Origin of the sequence: Thermacetogenium phaeum DSM 12270, assembly GCF_000305935.1 — a bacterium.
GTDB lineage: Bacteria > Bacillota > DSM-12270 > Thermacetogeniales > Thermacetogeniaceae > Thermacetogenium > Thermacetogenium phaeum.
In genome coordinates this window covers 984,934-1,004,009 of sequence record NC_018870.1, presented here as the reverse complement: position 1 = coordinate 1,004,009, position 19,076 = coordinate 984,934, and the positions used below count along the sequence as shown (strand labels likewise).

General features: G+C 54.1%; 21 protein-coding genes. 10 read left to right on the top strand and 11 right to left on the bottom strand.

The window, feature by feature from the left end:
- Positions 1 to 58 precede the first annotated feature (58 nt).
- Positions 59 to 301 (top strand): hypothetical protein, encoded by a 243-nt coding sequence (locus TPH_RS04825; protein ID WP_015050074.1) that lies wholly within the window; start codon positions 59 to 61, stop codon positions 299 to 301.
- On the opposite strand, the gene TPH_RS04820 is transcribed toward TPH_RS04825, so the two are convergent.
- From TPH_RS04820 to TPH_RS04800, 5 genes are all read right to left on the bottom strand, one after another.
- Positions 298 to 1,680 (bottom strand): radical SAM protein, encoded by a 1,383-nt coding sequence (locus TPH_RS04820; RefSeq protein ID WP_015050073.1) that lies wholly within the window; start codon positions 1,678 to 1,680, stop codon positions 298 to 300. The two genes, TPH_RS04825 and TPH_RS04820, sit on opposite strands and share 4 nt — an antisense overlap.
- A 165-nt stretch (positions 1,681 to 1,845) precedes the next feature.
- Entirely contained in the window at positions 1,846 to 2,613 is a 768-nt protein-coding gene (locus tag TPH_RS04815; protein WP_015050072.1) for an iron-dependent repressor, read from the bottom strand.
- Positions 2,614 to 2,882: 269 nt separating this feature from the next.
- Positions 2,883 to 3,608, bottom strand: a complete 726-nt coding sequence (pflA, locus tag TPH_RS04810; protein WP_015050071.1) for a pyruvate formate-lyase-activating protein — start codon at positions 3,606 to 3,608, stop codon at positions 2,883 to 2,885.
- Position 3,609: 1 nt separating this feature from the next.
- Positions 3,610 to 5,865 (bottom strand): formate C-acetyltransferase, encoded by a 2,256-nt coding sequence (gene pflB, locus TPH_RS04805; protein ID WP_015050070.1) that lies wholly within the window; start codon positions 5,863 to 5,865, stop codon positions 3,610 to 3,612.
- An 80-nt stretch (positions 5,866 to 5,945) separates the two neighbouring features.
- Complete coding sequence (locus TPH_RS04800; RefSeq protein ID WP_015050069.1) at positions 5,946 to 6,758, bottom strand: hypothetical protein; 813 nt, start codon at positions 6,756 to 6,758, stop codon at positions 5,946 to 5,948.
- Between the two features lie 99 nt (positions 6,759 to 6,857).
- Here TPH_RS04800 and TPH_RS04795 point away from each other — a divergent pair, with 99 nt between their 5' ends.
- Complete coding sequence (locus TPH_RS04795; protein ID WP_015050068.1) at positions 6,858 to 7,598, top strand: metallophosphoesterase family protein; 741 nt, start codon at positions 6,858 to 6,860, stop codon at positions 7,596 to 7,598.
- Here TPH_RS04795 and TPH_RS04790 read toward each other — a convergent pair.
- The 4 genes from TPH_RS04790 to TPH_RS04775 form a co-directional block, all read right to left on the bottom strand.
- On the bottom strand, positions 7,582 to 8,355 hold the full coding sequence (locus tag TPH_RS04790; RefSeq protein WP_015050067.1) for an alpha/beta hydrolase: 774 nt from the start codon (positions 8,353 to 8,355) through the stop codon (positions 7,582 to 7,584). The two genes, TPH_RS04795 and TPH_RS04790, sit on opposite strands and share 17 nt — an antisense overlap.
- 75 nt (positions 8,356 to 8,430) lie before the next feature.
- Positions 8,431 to 9,810: a CCA tRNA nucleotidyltransferase gene (locus tag TPH_RS04785; protein WP_015050066.1), complete on the bottom strand. Its 1,380-nt coding sequence runs from the start codon at positions 9,808 to 9,810 to the stop codon at positions 8,431 to 8,433.
- 97 nt (positions 9,811 to 9,907) lie between these two features.
- A complete protein-coding gene (locus TPH_RS04780) occupies positions 9,908 to 10,660 on the bottom strand; it encodes an epoxyqueuosine reductase (protein ID WP_015050065.1) in 753 nt (250 codons plus the stop codon).
- Positions 10,657 to 10,959, bottom strand: coding sequence for a DUF3343 domain-containing protein (locus TPH_RS04775; RefSeq protein WP_015050064.1), 303 nt, complete (start codon positions 10,957 to 10,959; stop codon positions 10,657 to 10,659). Before TPH_RS04775 ends, TPH_RS04780 begins: the two co-directional genes overlap by 4 nt.
- Positions 10,960 to 11,158: 199 nt before the next feature.
- Between TPH_RS04775 and TPH_RS04770 the strand changes: the two genes are divergently transcribed.
- Positions 11,159 to 11,392 carry a hypothetical protein gene (locus tag TPH_RS04770; protein ID WP_015050063.1) on the top strand — a complete coding sequence of 78 codons (234 nt, stop codon included), beginning with the start codon at positions 11,159 to 11,161 and terminating at the stop codon, positions 11,390 to 11,392.
- Between the two features lie 175 nt (positions 11,393 to 11,567).
- Here the strand turns inward: TPH_RS04770 and TPH_RS04765 are convergent, their stop codons facing one another.
- Positions 11,568 to 12,653 (bottom strand): prephenate dehydrogenase, encoded by a 1,086-nt coding sequence (locus tag TPH_RS04765; protein ID WP_015050062.1) that lies wholly within the window; start codon positions 12,651 to 12,653, stop codon positions 11,568 to 11,570.
- Positions 12,650 to 13,696: a 3-deoxy-7-phosphoheptulonate synthase gene (gene aroF / locus TPH_RS04760; protein WP_015050061.1), complete on the bottom strand. Its 1,047-nt coding sequence runs from the start codon at positions 13,694 to 13,696 to the stop codon at positions 12,650 to 12,652. Before aroF ends, TPH_RS04765 begins: the two co-directional genes overlap by 4 nt.
- 426 nt (positions 13,697 to 14,122) lie before the next feature.
- Here aroF and TPH_RS04755 point away from each other — a divergent pair, with 426 nt between their 5' ends.
- The 7 genes from TPH_RS04755 (at position 14,123) to TPH_RS04725 (ending at position 18,863) form a co-directional block, all read left to right on the top strand.
- Positions 14,123 to 15,022 (top strand): selenium metabolism-associated LysR family transcriptional regulator, encoded by a 900-nt coding sequence (locus TPH_RS04755; protein WP_015050060.1) that lies wholly within the window; start codon positions 14,123 to 14,125, stop codon positions 15,020 to 15,022.
- Between the two features lie 311 nt (positions 15,023 to 15,333).
- Positions 15,334 to 16,482: an aminotransferase class V-fold PLP-dependent enzyme gene (locus TPH_RS04750; RefSeq protein ID WP_015050059.1), complete on the top strand. Its 1,149-nt coding sequence runs from the start codon at positions 15,334 to 15,336 to the stop codon at positions 16,480 to 16,482.
- Positions 16,483 to 16,646: 164 nt separating this feature from the next.
- Positions 16,647 to 17,096, top strand: a complete 450-nt coding sequence (locus tag TPH_RS04745) for a C-GCAxxG-C-C family (seleno)protein (protein ID WP_015050058.1) — start codon at positions 16,647 to 16,649, stop codon at positions 17,094 to 17,096.
- Positions 17,097 to 17,271: 175 nt separating this feature from the next.
- Complete coding sequence (locus TPH_RS04740) at positions 17,272 to 17,910, top strand: energy-coupling factor ABC transporter permease (protein ID WP_015050057.1); 639 nt, start codon at positions 17,272 to 17,274, stop codon at positions 17,908 to 17,910.
- A gap of 10 nt (positions 17,911 to 17,920) precedes the next feature.
- Complete coding sequence (locus tag TPH_RS04735) at positions 17,921 to 18,247, top strand: PDGLE domain-containing protein (protein WP_015050056.1); 327 nt, start codon at positions 17,921 to 17,923, stop codon at positions 18,245 to 18,247.
- A 9-nt stretch (positions 18,248 to 18,256) separates the two neighbouring features.
- On the top strand, positions 18,257 to 18,682 hold the full coding sequence (locus TPH_RS04730) for a DUF3842 family protein (RefSeq protein WP_015050055.1): 426 nt from the start codon (positions 18,257 to 18,259) through the stop codon (positions 18,680 to 18,682).
- Positions 18,675 to 18,863: a CooT family nickel-binding protein gene (locus tag TPH_RS04725; protein WP_015050054.1), complete on the top strand. Its 189-nt coding sequence runs from the start codon at positions 18,675 to 18,677 to the stop codon at positions 18,861 to 18,863. Before TPH_RS04730 ends, TPH_RS04725 begins: the two co-directional genes overlap by 8 nt.
- The last annotated feature ends 213 nt before the right edge of the window (positions 18,864 to 19,076 follow it).

Below are 19,076 nucleotides of genomic sequence, written 5' to 3'. Positions count from 1 at the left end.
TAAAAGATAGGATAATCCAAATAATAAAATAATAATAAAAACAAGGAGGTGAACACTATTGACAACCGGATGTCCGGTTTGCAATGGCCTCACCCCCATTGAAGAAACCTGCCCCTCCTGTGGGGCCTTGATGGAGGATTGTGGAAGCATGGCCGACCTCTCCGATCCCTACGGCCCTTATGAAGAGAAAAGAGAAAATATTGCAGGCTACACAGGAGATAACCTCTGCCTCCACTTCCTCCAGTGTCCCAATTGCGACGAGAGTATCAGCCACACCGTCACCGGCAGCAACGTTATTTAATTCTGCTTCCGGGCAGCCCAGATCGAGTCCGCAACCTCTTTCCAGGCGGCAGATCGCTTGTCGAGAAAGTCCCCGATTTCCCCTGATAACACCGTGTCCGCTCCCGGATGTGTGGGGCGGGCACCACTTTTAGCGACCATCTCCCTTAAAGCTTCGGGGTTGTCGATGATCGGACAGGGGCGCAGCAAATTCTCGGAGAACGGCTGCCGCCTCTGATACTCAGCAAACAGAGGGTTATTGAGGACCTCCTTAAGGCTCTTCTCTTTGATATTGTCCACGGCGAAGTGCACAAAGGCACAGGGTTCAACATCACCGCGTGCCGTTATATGGAAATAACTCTTGCCTCCGGCTATACAGCCGTCCGTCAACCTCCCGTCATTCCAAAAGTCAGCAACGGCAATAGGCTTACTCTTTCTGATCTCCTCCACGCGCTCAACCAGATAAGCTCGCTGCTCCGGAAGGATCATCAAATCCAGGTCCGGCTGCCGCCCGATTGGTATATAGTGGAAGCTCCAGAGGAAGCGGACGCCTTTGTCGACCAGAAAATCGATAAACTCATCGCTGGTAACCTCTTCAACATTATGCCTGGTTACGGTGATTGAGGCGCCGAATACAACCCCTCTTTCTTTCAATCGGTCCATTGCCTCAGTGATCTTCTTGAAAACACCTTTACCCCGCCGCTTATCTGTTGCTTCTTCCCATCCCTCCAGACTGATGGCCGGAGCGATATTTCCCAGCAACTGAAGCCGGTCCGCTACCCGGTCGTCAATTCTGGTGCCGTTGGTATAGATCATGAAGGCCATATCGTTGTGCTTCTCGGCTATGTCCAGGAGATGAGGGTAGACGAAGGGCTCCCCTCCGGACATCACAACTGCATAGATCCCCAAGTCTTTGGCCTCGCTCAAGATACGGTCGAGAAGTTCAGGTTCCAGCTGGTCATGCTTGGCATACTCCCCTGCCCAACAACCGGCGCACTTAAGATTGCAGGCACTGGTAGGATCGATGAGGATGGTATAAGGAATATGAATGCCCTCCTCCTTTTCCACCTGCTTTCGACGCGAGGCAGACAACATCATGGTATTGATCACAAAGTTGCACATCAGCTTATTGCGCACCTCGCGATCGATCTCATTAAAGATACTGTTAAAATAGGTTCTTATAGCGGGGTTTTGTTCATAATAGTTGCGCACATTGCGGAGCATCTCGCGGTAATGGGGAAATGGAGCGATCGTTTCCAAAATCCTAAACAGGCGCGGTATGTTGGTATCCGGGTTGCCCTCCAGGTAGTTCAACAGCTGTCTGAGAACGCTTTCCCCGATATAGCGTTTGGCAAAACTAAAGTTCAGTTTGCTCCCCGTCGTCTCAACACTGCCGGACATTCCTTTTCACCTCCATACATGGATAGCCAAAATTTCGCCCTCTACCCAAAAAACCAAAATATCACCTGAAAAACATCCCCCCGGCAACACTTCTCATCTCCTGGAAGTCTCCGGCGAGCATTACTATTTCAGTTTAACCGAAATCCCCGGCAATTATCCCCACCATCAGCAGGACACAGCCTGCAACAGGTCGTCAAGAAAACCTGCCAGCAAACGGTGCTGCTTCAGATCGATTCCGGCCAGGTACTGATGAAACTTATCGATCATTCCGGCCAGGAAACCTTCTTTGGTGGCAATGGCATCGCCATCACCACTACCGGGCATCTCCCTGGAGAAGATGCCGGCCACCGTCCCCGAAAAGAGGGAAAGGCGCTGCTCGGGGCCGGAGATCATGGCCACCATCTGCCGCACCATCTTCATCCTCTGCTCATTGAAGGTCTTGAGATAGGCAACAAAGAGAGCAATCAAACAGGCACAGGAGGCCGTAGGACCCTTGGCTTCCGGGAGCATGGCCAACAGTTCCTCGATCAGAGAGCCGCATTCACCGCCGTTCGAGCCCGACCGCAACCTCTCAAAGCGCTGAAACAGCATTCCTTTCCAGGCCTGCCATTCCCGGCGCAGAGAGGCATCCTCCTGCTCCAGCAACTTTTTCAACCCTGCCCCCGGCTCAAATAACAAAAGGGACCGCCCGGGAAGGCCTTTCTCGTTCACAGAGTAGCGGGAGGAAAGATAACCATTCCGTTCCAGACGCTTGAGCATGTCATAAGCCGTCCACTTGCTCACCCCCATCCACTTGGCTACGGTAGTATAGTGAACAGGCTCCTTATTCTTGAGAAAATGATCGCAGATCCGGTTTAAAAACTCCCTCTGACGCGGAGTCAGCCGCAACGAAGTCACTCCTTCATCCCAAAAAACCCAAGAAACCTCACTCATTACCCTCCTCCTTCTCATTATAAACATGTTCTTCTAATTGTCAAGAAATGGCTCTTCAGCCCGTATTCCAAGGAACTAACAGAAATGGGTAAAACCAACAAAAACTAACTTCCTTTGCAGGATAAAACAGGATAAAAGGAAATGACAGCTCTCCCCTTCAACATCTCTCCAGAAGGGGCAGCAAATCGCTCTTACATAAGGCATGTTTACCCAATAGCAATAACATTTTACCACAGGGTAATCAGCGGGGAAAGACAGATCATTCCATTTCAGTAAATACTGACGCCTTCTTCGCGGAGCTGCTTCTCAAAGAAGCTGACCTGTTCTGGTGCAGCAGGTGGGATAGCGGCGAGGGGATCGCAGAGACCCAGCTCCCTCCACTTCACAGCACCCATTTTGTGGTAGGGAAGAATCTGGACGGGAACATCCCTGGGAAAGGACTTTACAAGGTTAGAAAGGTCACGCGCATCCCGGGCCGAATCATTGATTCCGGGAATGAGAACATAACAGATCACCAGCTGCACCGGAAACTGCACGGCCAATTGAAGATTTTTCAGAATTTCCTCATTCCCCGTAGCAGTTAATAAGCGGTGTTTTTCCGGTTTGACGGCCTTAATGGAAAAGAGGACAAGGTCGGTGTGGGGCAAAACTTCGAGAATATTTCCTTTTCGGCAGAAACCAGAAGTGTCCAGAGCCCGGTGAATCCCCAACTCCCCCGCCCGGACGAACAGCTCCTTCACAAAGTGCGGCTGCAGCAAGGGTTCACCCCCTGAAACCGTCAGCCCCCCACCGGAGAGATCGAAAAAAGGTTTGTAGTCCTTCAGCTGTTCGATTATTTCCTCCACCGTTACCGGACGCCCCCTTTGAAGCCAGGTGTCCGGGTTGTGGCAGAACCGACAGTGAAGGGCACAGCCTTGCAGGAAGAGGACGAAGCGAATGCCGCCGTTGTCGACTGTACCCAGCGTTTCAATGGAGTGGACGTAGCCGGTCGTCACCTTAGGTCAATCCCCTGCTGAAAATTGTTCGCTTAATAACCTCTTCCTGCTGCTCTCTGCTCAGCTTCACAAAATTAACGGCGTATCCGGATACCCGAATGGTCAACTGGGGGTATTTCTCCGGGTGATGCATAGCATCGACCAGGAGTTCCCTGTCAAAGACATTAACATTGATATGATGCCCCTTCCTTAAAAAGTACCCGTCGAGCAGGGCTACCAGGTTTTTTATGCGACTATCCGTGTCGCGCCCGAGACCGCCCGGGGTAATGGAAAAGGTGTAGGAAATGCCGTCCAGAGCATGCTCGTAGGGGATTTTGGCCACCGAAGCCAGGGCGGCCAGGGCGCCTTTGGTATCCCTTCCATGCATGGGATTGGCGCCGGGGGCGAAGGGTTCCCCCGCCCTTCTTCCGTCCGGGGTAGTCCCGGTTTTCTTCCCGTAAACCACATTGCTGGTAATGGTCAGCAGAGAAAGTGTATGCCGCGCCCCTCTGTAGGCCGGATGCTTCTTGAGCTCGGTGTCGAAGAGCTTTGTTACTTCTACGGCGATCTCATCAGCCCGGTCATCATTGTTCCCATACTTGGGATAGTCGCCGCTGATCTGAAAATCCACAATCAAACCCTTCTCATCAAAAACCGGCTCCACCCGGGCATATTTAATGGCGCTCAAGGAATCGGCCACAACGGAGAGGCCGGCCAGTCCAAAAGCCATCAGCCGGTCTACCCGGGTGTCGTGCAGGGCCATCTGCAGGCTTTCGTAAGCATACTTGTCATGCATATAGTGGATGATGTTCATGGTGGCCACGTACTTCTCTGCCAGCCAGGCCACCATCCTTTGAAAGGCCGGCCATACCTCGTCAAATTTTAAAGGGCCGGGGCCCGGCACATAAACCTCCGGAGCGATCTTTTCTCCGCTGAATTCCTCCCGCCCGCCGTTCAGGGTCAGGAGCAGGCATTTGGCCAGGTTGGAGCGCGCCCCGAAAAACTGCATCTGCTTTCCCAACTGCATAGCCGACGTGCAGCAGGAGATGCCGTAGTCATCCCCGAAAATGGGGCGCATGAGGTCGTCATTTTCGTACTGGAGGCTGCAGGTCTCGATGGACACCCGGGCACAGTACTCCTTGAACGCCCGGGGAAGGTTCTGCGACCAGAGAATTGTCATATTGGGCTCAGGAAAGGGACCAAGGTTATACAGGGTGTGCAAGAAGCGGAAAGAGGTCCTGGTCACCAGAGTTCTCCCATCCAGGGCCATCCCGCCGATGGATTCGGTGATCCAATTGGGATCACCCGCAAAGAGCTCGTCGTACTCCTTCGTTCGCAGGTGCCTCGTTAAACGGAGCTTGATGACAAAATCATCGATCAGCTCTTGGGCCTCACTTTCGCACAACGACCCCTCTGCAAGGTCGCGCTCTAAGTAGATATCAAGAAATGTGCTCACTCTCCCCAGGGACATGGCCGCACCGTTCTGCTGCTTGATGGCCCCCAGGTAAGCGAAGTACAGCCACTGCACGGCTTCCCGGGCATTGGTCGCCGGACGGCCGATGTCATACCCGTAGCCCTCCGCCATTCTCTTGAGATCGTGAAGAGAATTGATCTGCTGCCTCACTTCTTCCCTCAGTCTGATCTTTTCTTCCCCGTCGATCTGCAGCATCTCCGGAGTGTTAAGGTCGGCTTCCTTTTGGGCGATCAACCGGTCGACGCCGTAGAGGGGCACGCGCCGGTAGTCGCCAATGATTCTCCCCCGCCCGTAGGCATCGGGCAACCCCGTGATGATCCCGAAGTGCCGGAGACGGCGCATTTCCGGCGTATAGGCCATATAAACCCCGTCATTGTGCGTCACCCGGTACTTCATAAAAATCTCTTTAAGTCGCGGGTTCAGTTCCTCCCCGTACTGGCGGCAGGCATTGTCCGCCATGCGGATTCCGCCAAATGGGTTGACCGCCCTCTTTAAAGGCTCGTCGGTCTGCAACCCGACTATGATCTCCAGTTCTTTGTCTATATAGCCTGGCCCATAGGCCGTGATGGTCTGGACGGTATCTGGATCGATCTTATAGACACCCCCCCTTTTGTATTCCTCCTGCAGCAGCTCCCGGCAGCGCTCCCAAAGCTCCCAGGTGCGCCGTGTAGGCCCCTCCAGGAAAGATGAATCTCCGTGGTATGGTGTAACATTGGACATGATAAAGTCCCGCACATCGATCCGCTCCCGCCAGGCGGTACCCGAGAAATTGCGATAACAATCCTTCTCCAGAACTGCTTCCATAAAAAATCACCCCGGAAATATCTTTTCCGGAGTGAGACATTTCATGCGCCACTGACTGCGCCAAATTACAAAAGGCTCCCTTATTCCTCTTCTCGGTAACCACAGGGCTGCGGACATTCGGCACATCTCTGCTTGATACCAGGCACCGGCGGTTCTCCTTTGATCCCCTTGATCAGTTCCATAACTCCCTTGACTGCCTCCTCCTCACCGGAGATGGCAATCGCAACTGCTCCTTCCGATCCGCCGACTCCACCGGCTCCCAGGGCTACGGCCTGCACCTGCCCCAGGATCTCCAGGGCGGTCAGTTCGGTGACAACCTTACCGTTGATCAAAGGAATGAGCCCAACCGGCAATCCCAGGCTCTGCTGAAAAACCATGTTACCGGCGCTCCTCGCCGCCACCTGAACGGAGGGGATCATTTTCTCCAGACCCACCGGGACGACCAAACGCGACCCGCGCGCCGCCACCACACCCAAAGCCTTCCCGATGGTACCTCCTGTCGGAGAGGCCACCATTACACCTGCCATCCCCGTGGCGTCGATGGCATTAGCCCCCTTGATAAAAACGTCCTCCGGCCCGAAGTCATTCAGCACATCCTCCCAGTCGGCGTCAACCACATCACCGTTGATGATGACAAAAGGCTTAATCCGCTTCCGGGGCGGGGTAACGCAAAGCCTGCCGTTGGTGACGATCCCGGCGGTGTAACACTCCCGGGCCAGCCTCCTACCGGTAATTTCCTCCACCACAAAGGCATTGGTAGTGCCCCCGGAAATGATCACCTTGCCGCACTGAAGTGCCTTTTGTACTTCCGGCAATTCCCTGACGCCCTTAGCAATCAGCCGCTTTCCTTCTGCCGGGGTCAACACGAACAGAGCACGTCGCATTTTTTTCATCCCTTCCTCAATGTTTTATATAAAGATGTTCGGGTTGACAAAGCTAACCATCTCCCTGAAAATAAAAGGGAACGCTAGAAAAAGGGGAGCAACCCTGCGGTGCGCTACGCCATCATCAGCGATATTCACGCCAATCTAGAAGCCCTCGAGGCCACGGTCGAGGACCTTCAAACCGTGCAGGTTGATCAGGTGATCTGCCTAGGTGACATTGTCGGCTACTACCCTAACCCCAACGAATGCACCGCCATCTGCCGTTCTCAGGGCTTTCGCTGCCTGCGCGGCAACCACGACGACGCCGCTCTCGGGCTGTGCGACATCGACGACTTCAATCCTGTAGCACGGGAGGCTCTCATCTGGACAGCAAGGGCACTTAAAGAAGAAAACAAAGAGTGGCTCCGCCAACTACCGGAAAAGCTCCTGGTCGATGGGAATTTTCTGGCGGTGCACGGTTCACCATGGGACCCTTACGCCTACATTTTTTCATCCGGAGGAGCTTTGCGGGCGTTCTCTTACATGCACACCCATCATCCAGAAATCGACATCTGCTTTTTCGGACACACCCATCAGAGAGCTCTTTATACTTCCGAGAAAGGTACGGTTCAGGAGAATTACAAGGGAAAGCTTTATATCTTAAGCAACCGGGGGCTCTATCTGATCAATCCCGGCAGCATCGGCCAGCCAAGAGACGGCCAGCCGGGGGCTTCTTACATCATCTACGACTCCCAGACCCGGGAAGTCGAATTCCGGCATGTCCCCTATGACATCAGCCTGACCCAGCGGAAAGTAGCAGCCGCCAAACTCCCGCTGATGCTTGCCGAACGCCTCAGCCTGGGGTATTAAAGTACTGCTGCAGCCAGTTCAGAGTGGCGCGCCCCGCCTCCACCTGATGTGCGGACAGATGATGATCCGCTCCGGGTAGCAGCACCAGTTCCTTAGGCTCTCCTGCCTGTTGGAATAGCAGCTGCGCGTCATCCACCGGCACCAGTTCGTCGGCTGTGCCGTGCACCAAAAGCAGCGGCCGCGGGCTTATCCTCGCAGCAACAGCGGGCATCCGGTACTTTTTCAGATCCCTTAAAAAAACAGCATCCTTGCGATAGCTGCGATTGCCGTCCTCGAAAACTATCGCTTCCCCATTCTGCAGTTTCCGCCAGTTCTGCTCTCCCAAAATCTTCTCCAGCACCTTACCCATATCTGCAGGGGTGCTCCAGAGACAGACTCCCCGAACCCGGGGGTCCTGATCGGCTGCCACCAGCGCAGCGTTCCCGCCGAAACTCCTGCCCAGTACGATGAAATTGGAAAACCCCCGCCCTTCCAAATAATTGAGGGCAGAGCGCAAATCCCCGACATTCTTGGTGAGGGTTGCAGCAGCGAAATCCCCTTCACTATCCCCAGAACCCGCGAAATCGAAAAGCAGGACGGCGTATCCCGCCTCCGACAGAAAGTCGGCAAGGCGCACCGCCCGTCCTCCTCCCCTGCGGCTGCCGAGAAAACCGTGGCAGATGACTACCACCGGTACCGGCAGCTGCCCTGAAGGAAGATGTAAATCACCCTTGAGGGCTTCTCCTTCTTGATTACAAAAGACCACCTGTTCCTTCACGGCCCTCGATTCACCCCTATTCCCAACATCTGAAGAAGAGACATCTGCCGCCTTTCAATTAGCGATAGCTCAACCTTATCCAGCGCCGCGGCCGGCATCATCTCTTTCAAGTATCCTCTTGGCCCGTTCCAGCAGGTATTCCCGACTGTTGCAGTGGGGGTCATCTAACACCTCTTCCCAGAGTTTGCGCAGGATTTTTCCCACCAGGGGGCCCGGGGGGACTGCCGTTGCCTCCATGATATCTCTGCCGCTGACGGCCAGATCCCTCATTACCAGAGGAATCTTTTCGGCCAGCGTTTTCTCCAGACGCCCAATAAAAACGTCATACTCATCCAGGGAACGCACCACCTGCTTCAGGCTGTGGGCTAAAATGTCGGCCCGCCGCACACTCAAGAGATGGGGAAGCAGTTCTTTTCCCACGCGGGCAACCAACCGGCGCTGAGCTGCCGGCCCCATCTCCAGGGCCAGCATGTGCTCTCTTACCAGCACTACCACATCTCTGATCAATCTTTTACTGTAGTGCAGCCTGCGCATAATCTGCTCCGCCATCTCGGCCCCGGCCAAAGCATGGCCGTAAAAGTGCCCTCTGCCGTCATCACCTCTGCTGAAACAGCGCGGTTTGGCCACGTCGTGCAACAGAACCGCCAGCCGCACCTTTAAAATCGGCGGCGTATAGCGCATCGCCTCCATGGTGTGGGCCAGAACCGTATACCGATGGGAAGGATGGTACTGGCTGAAGAGCCACCCCTCTTTCAACTCCGGAAAAATTACAAACAGAAGGCCGAATTCCAATAAGTACTCCAAACCCCTCTGAAAATGCGGGGCCAACAGAAGGCGGTTTAATTCGTCCCTGATGCGTTCCGCCGATATCCTGTTCAGGAGTTCGGCATTCCTGATAATGGCATGTTTGGTTTTCTCATCGATAGAAAATCCCAGTTCAGCAGCGAACCTCACCGCCCTCAGCATCCGCAGCGGGTCCTCGGAGAAGCGCTCTTCAGCATCTCCGACAGCCCTGATGATCTCCTTTATCAGGTCGCGCATCCCATGATAGGGATCGCAAAGGTGATAACGCAGAGGGTCGTAGGCAAGAGCATTGATCGTAAAATCCCGCCTGCCCAGATCGGCCTTAACGTCGGCCACAAAGTTAACCTGAGAGGGCCGGCGAAAATCGCTGTAGTTCGACTCTACCCGAAAGGTTGTGATCTCCAGAGGGAGGTCATTCATATAGACGGTTACTGTGCCGTACTTTACCCCGGTAGGAACCACCCGGAAACCGGCCCCTCCAAAAATCCGCTCCACTTCCCGGGGGCGGGCATCGGTGGCCAGGTCCCAATCCTGGGGCTGCATCCCCAAAACCAGATCCCTGATACCGCCGCCCACGACGAAGGCCTGTTTCCGGTGTCTGTTAAGAAGGCGACAGGCATCCCGCACCTCTTCCGGTAGTACTAGCTCCATCGGCATAACCCCTCTGAATGCTGAGCTGATCTCTTCCTTTAGGTTAACCCCTACCTGAGAAGATATTTCTCATCGAGAGAATAATTTCCTGCATCGATCAGGGCGGTACCGATAGGGCACAGGGACCCGTGGCGCACTTTCCGCAAACATCGGAGAGACCAAGGTCATTGTAGTAACCGTCCGCTCTCAGAAGGCAGCGATAGCACTCTTGTTTGTCCAGCCCATCCTTCTCCAGGGCACCGACGGGGCAGGCCCGGATACAGTAGTTGCAAACTAACCCGCGCCGGTATAAACAGTACTCCATTTGGGGAGAAGGGGTTTCCTGCAGCTCGGCGCTTACGACAAGGCTTCCCAGCCGTCCGGCACAACCAGAATCGGTAATCAGCATGGTGTGTAACCCGAAAGTTCCCAAACCGCACAGATAGGCCACATGCTTATGCGACCAGCGAGATGCCAAAGAAACCGGATCAAAGTTATGGGTCGGCTGCTGCCAGGCCGCATCCACCCCCGCTCTTCTGAGCTCCTCACAAAGGTGCTGACAGATAGCAGCAATAAGGCGGTTGGTCTCGATATAGGCCTCCGCCCACTCCCTGCTGATAAAGGGGTGCTTCTTGTGCCGGAGTACCAGCTCTTCCGAAAAAGGCAGAAAAAAGGCTACCACAGAGCGGGCTCCGGGAAGGAGGTCCTGCGGACGCAGGTGCCCTCTTCCGGCAACAGCGGAGAGCTTTCCAAAACCGGGGTTATCGGCACTGGCAAATCCGATCAGGGGAGCGCGATAGACGGTTTTGCCGCCAAAGCCCCGGACGGTTTCCTTAATCCCCTCTCTAATCAGCTCTTCAATCTCCTTCATTCGCCTTCTCCGGGGTCGGCGAGCAAATTCTTCCACATCCGCCCCTGTCTACCCTCCCCTGCCAATTGATGCACGCCATCCCAACGGACATCCTGGCCCTTCAGCAGTTCCTCGGCCCGGAGGCGCATTGCCGGGCGCAGGATCAGGGCTAAACCGCAGTCAGCTCTGATATCCCTGGGAAGGGGTATCAACAACGCCTTCACACCGGCCTCCTGGCAGATCTTCTCCGCTTTAAGGGCATAGTGCGTTGAAGGAAAGGTAAAAACAGTCACCGCAAAAGAGCCGCCGCCATCTGCCATCCTGAAGCCACCTTCCATCTCCAAATGACCGCATCTTTCCGCCACCGCAACCGGACATAATCTAATAAAAAATGAGCCGCAAATTTTATTAACTCCCGATTCTCGTATTCAATGACATAATGATATAATGAAATGAATTCAAATATTGCTTTCTTGTGGTGGCCGAAGTGAAAGCATAATAAATCTGGAGGTGTTTTCTATGAACAGACGACGAGGTGCAGGAGTATTTTTTTGTTTTATAGCAGCATTCCTACTGTTTATCAGGTATACCAGCGCTGCTATTTACGGTTCCGGCGTAGCTACCTGGAACGAGCAGACCTTCAATGCCATGCTCGGATACACCGGCAACACACTTGTGCTGTTAAGTTTCGTATCTTTAGGAGTAGGAATTATCTACCTGATAATGGCCGAAAAAACAGCGAAAACTGATTGAACACCGTAAGGGTCATCCGCCAATCACGGAAAGGCCACAGTTTCATTATATATGGATTGCCGTTGATTGTCACGGAGGGATAAAATCCCTTACCTCCCGACCTCCCCTTTCAAGCCCGGGTTGCCGCAGCAATCATGTTATTTTCCTCCGGGTGACAAGAAAACCTGCCAGCGTCCTAACGCCTTCTGGCGACAAAACCCCGTTCCTTTAAGACCCGCTGAGCCAAATCCGCTTCCTCGCTCTTTTTAAACGCCACCCTGAGGGTACCTCCATCCCCCTCTCTGACTCTGACGATCTCAATATCAACAATGTTCAATCCCTCAGCTGCTATCGCCGTGGACACCTCGGCGATGCTCCCCGGCCGGTCCGGAATCGTGACCATTACCTCATAGATCGCCGGGAGCAGACCCCTTGTTCGAAGAGGTATCCTCTCCCGCTCCCGCCGTGCCCTTTGCATTTCTGCTACTACGGCGTCAAAATCCTCCCGAAGCAAGCTCTCTTCTATTGTCTTCAGATAGCTCCGCAGCCTCCGGCTGACCTCCACGATATTCCTTCGATTGGTAGCATACACATCACGCCACATCGATGAATGGCTGGAGGCAATACGGGTAAGGTCACGAAACCCCCCCGCTGCCAGAGTCAACGTCTCCGGATGCTCGGCAGCAACCCCGGCAGCCAGATTCATCAAAGAAACCGCCAAGAGGTGCGGCAGGTGGCTGACCGCAGCCACCATCAGGTCATGCTCCTCCGGTGAGACACAAAGAACCCGCGCCCCTGTATCCTCCACCACAGCTCTTACCATCTCCAGAGCCTGAGTGTCTGTACGAGAATCAGGCGTCAGCACATAGACCGCATTTTCAAAGAGGTACTGGTCAGCTCCCCTGATTCCTCTGATCTCAGAACCGGTCATCGGATGCCCTCCCACGAACCGCCCCGAGAAATACTTCTCCAGGGTCTCGACGACGAGCCGCTTTGTGCTTCCAACATCCGTCACAACGGCTCTAGGGGGTAGGCTATCCTTAATCACTTCTGCCATTTCCATGATCGCGGTTACTGGCACAGCCAAAAAAACCACATCCGCCTGCCGGACCCCGGTACAAGCATCCCCCGTCACCTCGGCAGCCGCCCCGGTTTCAGCCGCCATTCGGAGGGCTTCAGGGTCTCTGTCAATCCCAATCACATGGTATCTTCCGGTTGCCCCGAGCGCCATCCCCAGCGAACCGCCGATCACGCCTAAACCAATGATGGCCACCTTCTTCATTTGGGCAACTGCTCCCCGGCAACAGTATTCGATAGCCTGCGCCCGACTGCTACAGCAATCTCTTTAACTGATGCCACAAGGTTTCGAAAATTCTCGGGGGTCAGGGACTGCTTTCCATCCGACAGGGCCTCACCGGGATCCGGATGCACCTCCACCATCAGACCATCCGCTCCGGCCGCAATTGCCGCCTGGGCCATAGGCTGAACCAGCCACCACTTTCCTGTACCGTGGCTGGGGTCAACGATCACAGGAAGGTGGGACAGGCGTTTGACGACGGGAACTGCACTGAGATCCAGAGTGTTGCGGGTAAAAGTCTCGAAGGTTCTGATGCCCCTCTCGCAAAGGATTATTTGATCGTTCCCTCCGAGCATAATATATTCAGCCGCCATCAACCATTCTTCAACTGTGGCAGACGGTCCCCTTTTCAGCAAAACCGGCTTCTTCACCTTAGCGACCTCTTTGAGCAGAAAGTAATTCTGCATGTTTCTCGCCCCGATCTGTAGCACATCCGCATACGATCCGACAAGGCTCACAAAACGCGGGTCTACTACTTCGGTCACAACAGGGAGACCGGTTCTTTCCCGGGCCTCGGCAAGGATCTCCAGGCCGGCCTCTTCAAGCCCCTGAAAAGAATACGGTGATGTACGGGGCTTAAAGGCACCCCCCCTCAACAGGGTAGCACCTGCCTCCTTGACCGCCCAGGCGGTTTCCAAAAGCTGCTCCCTCGACTCTACAGAACACGGCCCGGCGATCAAGTGCACCTCGTTGCCGCCCAGAACCCGCCCGTTAATACTGACGATGGTGTTTTCCTGCCGGAACTCCCGGCTGACGAGTTTAAAAGGATTTAAGACGGGAATTGCCTTTTCCACCCCCGGCATGGCCTCCAGCGCCAAACCCATGGCCCTGGTTCTGTCTCCGATGACACCGATGATGGTTCTGGCAACTCCCTCTGAAAGATGGACCGAAAACCCCTCCTGGACCAGTTTTGCACAAACCGCTTCGATTTCCCGCCTGGTAGCCGACGCCTCCATGACAATAATCATCTTAAGGCCTCCTTTGTAACGTTTTTAAGGAACAGACGGGAAAATACAACAAAAAGGATACCCCGCCAGGAGTATCCTGGATTGAACCATTCTCTCCCCGCCGTCCTTCCGTCCTACTTATAATAAATTTCTCACCGGGGCTACCAGTCTACCGTGATTCTCTCCCGGTTGAGGTTTATTTTAGCACATCACAGCCTCCACGACAATAAAAACCACAAACGCCGGATCCGCGCTGAGGCAATAAAAATGGCCATTATTCACTATTCACTTTAAAGAACCGGATTCAAATATCTTGGGTTCCAATCGATATTTCACCACTGAGATTTAACCTCCGTATTCCTTACAGCAATGGCGGAAGGGAAATTCCAAGCCGGAGCGAAATTAGCTTATATCACATTATTCTTACTTGCATAAGGTGTGGCTCCCATGAATCTATCATGGCTGCAGACTTTTATTTATATTGTCGAGAAAAAAAGCCTGACCAGAGCAGCGCGTGCCCTGCACCTCACCCAACCGGCCGTCAGCAAGCAGCTGAACTCCCTGGAAAGGTACTACGGTGTACCCCTGCTTTACCGCACGAGCCGCCACTTAGAGGTAACCGAGGCAGGCAAAATCGTCTACGAATACAGCAAGAAGATCATGGAGACGCTCACGGCGAGCCTCAACGATGTTAAGGCTTTGGACAAGACCATCCAGGGGAACCTGCTTCTAGGCGCCAGCACCATTCCCGGGGAATACATCCTGCCCGCAGCGCTCCAGCGTTTTCAGGAGCTCTATCCCCAGGTCAGAGCCAGGCTGGAGATCGGCGACAGCACGGAGATAGGAAATCTCATCCTGGACGGTGGAGTTGAGGCGGGAATAATCGGAGCGGATCTGAAGAATCCGATGTTGAAACAGGAGGTGATCCTCCAGGATGAACTGGTGGTGATCGCCCCGCCCCATCACCCCTTGGCCGGCCGGAAAACGATCACCATAAAAGATTTTGTACAGGAACAGGTAGTGGTACGGGAAAAGGGCTCCGGAACACGGCTGGTCATCGAAAACAGGTTAAAAGAAAAAGGCATTTCCCCGGAGAGGTTGAATATTAAGCTGGAGATGGGAAGCACCGAAGCCGTTGTCAATGCCGTGGCGGCAGGGCTGGGTATTTCCCTGGTATCTCACTTCGCAGTCAAGAAGCGCATTCAGGTGGGGGAACTGGTGATGCTGCGCATCGAGGATTTCCCGCCGCAGAGGGATATCTTCTTTGTTTCCCGCCAGAATCAGATGCTAAGCCCTCCCATGAAGACCTTTTACGCTTTTCTCAAAGACTACTTCAACACACACTAACTCCCTTCGAGTCAAGGGCCTTAAAAAAACTACCCACATAACGCTCCCTGAAGCTGAAAGCTTTAGCCGCAGGGAGATTTTTTTCAAGAAACACGCGATCCCCAACTATTACAGAATGTTATAAATAGCCGGCAGGATTATTACTGCGCGTGCACAATATTTATAAATTAAAATGATATTCCAATGACTGCCTTCACCCCCTGAGATACATAACGCTATGTTATAGATTTATAGGTCGAGCGGGGCACGCACCTATTTTGGTTGCGTAAAGCCAGCAAAACACCGCTAATAGAGAGGTCGGAATATCGGTCATGAACGATATTTATTTGGACAACGCAGCAACATCCTGGCCGAAGCCGGAATCTGTCTACAGGGCAGTGGATCACTTCAACCGCAAATTAGGAGCCAGCCCTGGCCGGGGGAGCCACCGCCGGTCCGTAATCTCCGGGCAGATTCTCCTGGAGACAAGGGAATCCCTGGCCAGGTTGTTTAATATCAAGGACAGTTCCCGCATCGCCTTCACGGTCAACGTCACCGAAGCCATCAACATCGCCCTGAAAGGTCTGCTGGAGCCGGGCGACCACGTTGTCATCAGCAGCATGGAGCACAACGCCGTTGTCCGTCCGCTGCACGCCCTGAAAGATAAAGGGGTGGAACTTACCGTCGTCCGGTGTTCACCAGACGGCACCCTCGATCCCTCTCTCCTGGAGCAGGCACTGACGTTGCGGACGCGCCTCGTGTGCCTGCTCCATGCTTCCAATATTACCGGCACCATCATGCCTGTTGCCGAGGTGGGGAGGATTGTCCGCCGGAAAGGAATACTGTTCATGGTAGATGCCGCCCAATCGGCGGGTGTGCTGCCGGTAGACGTGGAGGAGCAGAACATCGACCTCCTGGCTTTTACCGGCCACAAGGGGCTGTTGGGACCTCAGGGCACCGGAGGCCTGTACATCAGGCCGGGGCTGGATGTCCGGCCGCTTGTCGAGGGGGGAACCGGGTCACAATCGGAGCGGGTTGATCAGCCCGATTTCATGCCCGACAGGTTTGAGAGCGGAACCCCCAATACACCGGGGATAGCCGGTCTGAACGCCGGCGTGCAGTTCATCCAAGAAACGGGCCTGGAGAAGATCCGCCAACACGAACAGGAACTGACCGACGCCTTAATCCAGGGGTTACGCGAAATCAAAGGTGTAATTCTGTACGGTCCCTGCGACAGCCGACGGCAGACGGCAGTGGTTTCTTTCAATATCGAGGACAGGGACTGCGGCGAGGTGAGTTTCCTCCTGGATCAGAAGTACGGAATCCAAAGCAGGTCCGGACTGCACTGCGCCCCCCTGGCGCACCGGACCATGGGAACCCTGAAAAGGGGTGCCTGCCGCCTCAGCCCCGGCTTCTTCAATACCATGGAGGATATCCATAAAGTCATTAAGGCTGTTTATGAGATTGCCACTTCCGGCTAGGCGCTCCTGCCGCCCCATGAGGCTTGGGTATTTTCTTGCGAGCTTCCGTCATCCGACATTCCTCTTACTTCTATTTTCAGGGAGGAAACACACATCCGGCTCTGTACCGGAAAGCGTCGCCGAAGGCAACCATATAAGAAAAAAGCTTTAACGGGGGGATTGCTTTGAACAAGAACATCGATATTCAGAAGATCGAAGAAAAAGCGGCGGATTACTACCGCCGGGGGGACTTTTACTGTTCAGAAGCCATTGTGAAAGCCATCAAGGATGAATTCCAGCTGCCGCTGCCGGATGAGGTGATCGCCATGGCTTCCGGTTTCCCGGTGGGCATAGGCGGAGCGGGATGCACCTGTGGAGCCGTGGCAGGAGGCGTCATGGCCCTGGGAATGTTCTTCGGGCGGTCAGTTCCCGGGGATCCAGGAGTTCAAAAAGCCATGGAGCTGTCCAAGGAACTGCATGATACCTTTAAGAGCTGGCATAAGAGCACCTGCTGCCGCATACTGACGAAAGGGATGGAACTGGGCTCCTCCCAACATATGGAGCAGTGCATTGCTTTTACAGGGGAAGTCGCCCGAGAAGCAGCCCGGCTCATATTAAAAGGACTGCGGGAATAACTTTTTAAAAATCTTTTTAATGAACAGCAGGAATCTTCTGTTCTGCATAGAATAAATAATAGCAACAGAATCTCAGAAGATAATCCGGACCACGGAGGTCCTCGGTTCCACAGAAGTGGACGGGTACTCGTGGTTTTTTTATTTTAAATTTTTGAGTTGTTAAGGAGGTAAAAACATGCACATACCCGACGGTTTTCTAGATCCCAAAACCTGGGGGACTGCCTGGGTCCTCGGTGGTGCTTCAATAGGTTATGCAGTTACAAAAACAAAAGAGAGGCTTCAGGAGAGGCAGGTGCCTTTTATGGGGGTCATGGCCGCATTTATCTTCGCGGCCCAGATGATCAATTTTCCCATTGCCATGGGAACATCCGGACACCTGCTGGGAGCAGTGCTGGCAGCGGTAACGTTGGGCCCCTGGGCGGCAAGTATCATAATGGCCACCATACTCGCTCTGCAAGCATTCATCTTCCTTGACGGCGGAGTGACAGCCCTGGGAGCGAATATCCTTAATATGGCGGTAATCGGTGTTTTTGCCGGGTACGGTACTTACCTGTTGATCCAGCGGGCCTGGCCGAACCGGACGGGAACGCTGGTGGGGACCTTCGTGGCTTCCTGGGTATCTGTCGTGCTGGCTTCCGCCGCCTGCGCAGTAGAGCTTGCCATTTCCGGGATGGCTCCCTTCAATGCCGTGTTCCCCGCCATGCTGGGCTGGCATGTTCTCATCGGGATCGGAGAAGCGGTTATTACTACTGCCGTCGTCAGCTACCTTACCCAGGTGCGGCCGGACCTGGTCCATCAAACCGCAAAAGCGTGAGGTGAAAACAATGCGCAGAGAAATCTGGTTTTTATTGATACTTGCGCTGGCGCTCGCCCTCTTTCTCAGCCCCTTCGCCTCCTCCTTCCCGGACGGCCTGGAGAGGGTGGCCGAGGACCACGGTTTTATCGAGCAGGGGGAAGGGCAAGAGGTTATCCACTCCCCCATACCTGATTATGCCCTACCGGGGATAGCCAATGAAAAGGTGGCCACAGCCCTGGCGGGAATAATCGGTACACTGCTCACCCTGGCAGCTGCCTACGGCATTGCCTGCCTGCTGAAAAGCCGTCCGGCTCCGGAAAAAGAGATTGAACGGCCGCAAAGCAGCGCCAAGTAAGGGAAACAAATGAGGATCGCCGTTGTTGACGGGCAGGGAGGGGGTATCGGGCGCCTGATCACCGAGCAGGCAAGGAAAGCCCTTCCCCCGGAAACCGAGATTATTGCTCTCGGTACCAATGCCATCGCTACCTCCCTGATGCTCAAGGCAGGAGCCAACGAAGGGGCAAGCGGAGAGAACGCGGTTGTGCAGAACGCCGATGAGGTTGACGTAATCGTTGGGCCCTTAGGTATTATTCTCGCCCATTCCATGCGGGGAGAGCTGACGGCGAAGATGGCCGAAGCCATCGCCAAAAGCAAGGCGCAGAAGTTCCTTTTACCTCTGACACTTTCCAAGGTGGAAGTCATCGGCGTAGAACCGGAACCCTTACCGCATCAGGTTGAAAAGCTTATCAACAGATTGAAAGAATTAGCGGAGGTGAAGAAAGATGTGTGAGGCCCATGCTTACCTGCGCCGGGGCGATCGAGAGGAACTGATTTTTGAAAACGTTGATAAGGTCGAGCCGCAGAATGACTGTCTCCTCCTGGAGAACATTTTCGGCCAACGGAAAATGGTTAAAGCCCGGATCAAGGAACTGGCCCTGGTGGACCACAAAATTATCCTGGAAGAAGAATAAACAGCACTCTGGCAGATGAGGCCGTGGAGGCTTCGGAAGGACCTGCAAGGAGCAGGTCACCACGGTCCTTTTTTGCATACATTTAACCTCCCACAATACTACCCGGGAGCAGCAGATCCCGGGTAGAAAAAACATCCCCCTTTCCCGCCTGACATAAGGGTGGCCAACTCTTATGTCAGGCTTTTTCTCGGTGACGGGTTCTTCAAAGTGATA